This is a genomic window from Micromonospora sp. D75, from assembly GCF_018070405.1.
GTDB classification, from domain to species: Bacteria; Actinomycetota; Actinomycetes; order Mycobacteriales; family Micromonosporaceae; genus Micromonospora; species Micromonospora chalcea.
On the sequence record NZ_JAGPXV010000761.1, the window covers coordinates 1 to 2,564 of the forward strand.

Annotated in this window: 3 protein-coding genes; all 3 read left to right on the top strand. The window is 72.1% G+C overall.

What is annotated here, in order from left to right; genetic code table 11:
- Positions 1–162 precede the first annotated feature (162 nt).
- Complete coding sequence (locus tag KBX39_RS28700; protein WP_043325017.1) at positions 163–522, top strand: hypothetical protein; 360 nt, start codon at positions 163–165, stop codon at positions 520–522.
- Positions 523–588: 66 nt separating this feature from the next.
- Positions 589–1,410, top strand: coding sequence for a DUF1206 domain-containing protein (locus KBX39_RS28705; RefSeq protein WP_043325016.1), 822 nt, complete (start codon positions 589–591; stop codon positions 1,408–1,410).
- A gap of 78 nt (positions 1,411–1,488) precedes the next feature.
- The coding region (locus KBX39_RS28710) for a mechanosensitive ion channel family protein (RefSeq protein ID WP_210873530.1) at positions 1,489–2,564 on the top strand (1,076 nt) is incomplete at its 3' end.

The window sequence follows — 2,564 nt, forward strand, 5'->3', positions numbered from 1 at the left end:
GTGGGCGAATCCCTCGGCCAGGGCGGGGTAGGCGGCCCGGACCCGGGCGACGTCGAAAGCCATTCCGGCACCCTAGCGCGCACCCCGGACGCCCCGCCCGGCGTGCCGTCGCGGGCCCCGGGCGCGACGGCGCGCTGGCGCAGTCCGCCTATCCTTGGGCGGGTGACGATCCGACGCGCCACCTCCGCCCCCGCCCGCCGTGCCGCCGGTCTGCTCGCCGGTCTCGCCCTCGGCGCCGCGCTGCTCGCCGGATGCAGCTCCGAAGGTGCCGAGACCGACTGCGGCCTCGACGCCTGCACGATCACCTTCGACCGCGGCGTGGAGGCCAGCGCCCGGATCCTCGGCGTCGAGGCGAAGCTGGTCGGCGCCCAGGGCGACCAGGTCACCGTCGAGGTGGCCGGGGAACAGCTCTCCCTGACCGTGGGCCAGCAGGCCACCGAGGTCGCCGGTTTCCAGGTCAGCCTGGACAGCGTCACCGAGCAGCAGGTGGTGCTGCGGGTCGCCCGCGACCTCGCCGGCTGATCCGTTTCGGCCGCTCCCGGCGGGCGCGGACGTTTGGAAAATCGCCCGCCGGGAGATTGAGGGCTCATGTCTCTCACCCGGAATGCCGGAGCCACCGCCGCCCAGGCTCGAAACAGCCGGTGGCTCGAACTGTTGACCCGTGGCGGCTTCATCGGATACGGAATCGTGCACCTTCTCCTCGCCTGGCTGGCGCTGCAGATCGCCTTCGGCAAGTCCGGCGAGGAGGGGAACCAGAACGGCGCGCTGCGCACCCTCGGTGAACAGCCGCTCGGGAAGTTCCTCCTGATCGCGATGGCGGTCGGCCTGTTCGCCATGGCGATCTGGCAGGCCTTCGAGGCGATCTCCGGCCACGTCTCCCGGACCGGCAAGGAACGCACGTTCGAACGGATCGCCTCGGCGGTCCGGGTCGTCGTGTTCGTCTGGCTGGGCTGGACCGCGATCAAGGTCTTCCAGGACGCCAGCGCCAACGCCTCGGACCAGCAGCAGCAGTTCTCCGAGAAGCTGATGGCCTCCGACGGCGGCCGGTGGCTGGTCGGGCTGGCCGGACTTGCGCTCGCCGCGCTCGGCGTCGGCATGGTGATCTACGGCCTGAAGAAGAAGTTCGAGCGCAACCTCAAGACCGGCGAGATGAGCCCGAAGACCCGCCAGCTCACCCGCCGTCTCGGCATGGCCGGGTACGCCTCCCGGGGCACCGTGTTCGCCATCGCCGGCGTGCTCGTCGTGGTCGCCGCGGTCAACTACGACCCGGAGAAGGCGCGTGGCCTGGACGCCGCGCTGCGGACGCTGCGCGACCAGTCGTACGGGCCGTGGCTGCTGGCGCTCATGGCGCTGGGCATCGCCGCGTTCGGCGTCTACTGCTTCTTCCAGTCCCGGTACCGCAAGGTCTGATCCTGGTCGATACCCGGGCCGCCGGGCACCATTGGGCCTTTGCGCCCGATTCCGCCCGGTCGGAGGGAGAGAGAGTTCGTGCAGAGTTACGTCGTGACTATCGCCGCCGCGCTCGCCGCGGCGGCGATCGCGTTGGTGCTGGCCCAGGTGGTGCACCGGGTCACCCGCCGGCTGGGCCGCCGCTCGCTGCTGATGACCGAGCTGACCGAGCACGCGCACCGCGCGTTCCAGGTGGCCGCCACAGTGGTCGCGGTGCAGATCGCGGTGCGGTTCACCACCCTGTACGCGGTCGGCAGCCCGTGGCGGCAGTTCGTCCTGCACACGCTCGTGCTGGCGATGATCGCCGCCACCGCCTGGCTGGTGGCCTCGCTGCTGGTGGTGGCGGAGGACACCGCGCTGGCCCGGTTCCGGGTGGACGTGCCGAACAACCGGCACGCCCGCCGGGTGCGTACCCAGGTGGTGCTGCTGCGCCGGCTGACCATCGCGGTGATCGTGATCCTCACCGTCGGCGTCATGCTGATGACGTTCCCGGCCGTACGCGGCGTCGGCGCGGGTGTGCTGACCTCCGCCGGTGTGATCGCCGCGGTCGCCGCGCTGGCCGCGCAGAGCCTGCTCGGCAACGTCTTCGCCGGTCTCCAGCTCGCGTTCAGCGACGCGGTGCGCCTGGACGACGTGGTGGTGGTCGAGGGCGAGTGGGGCCGGATCGAGGAGCTGACGCTCAGCTACGTGGTGGTGCAGGTCTGGGACGACCGCCGCCTGATCCTACCCACCTCGTATTTCACCAGCCGGCCGTTCCAGAACTGGACCCGGACCGAGGCGGCGGTGCTCGGCACCGCCGAGTTCGACCTGGACTGGGCCATCCCGGTGCAGGCGATGCGGGAGGAGCTGCGCCGCCTGTGCGAGGGCACCGAGCTGTGGGACGGGCGGGTCTGCGTGCTCCAGGTGACCGACGCGACCGGCGGCATGGTCAAGGTCCGCGCGCTGGTCAGCGCCGCCGACGCGGGCAGCCTGTGGGACCTGCGCTGCCTGGTCCGTGAGCACCTGGTGACCTGGGTACGCGACCAGCGCCCGACCGCCCTGCCCCGGCTGCGCGCCGAGGTGGGCGACGCCACCGGCCCCCTGCCCTGGCAGGCGGCGCAGCCGCGCCGCCCGGT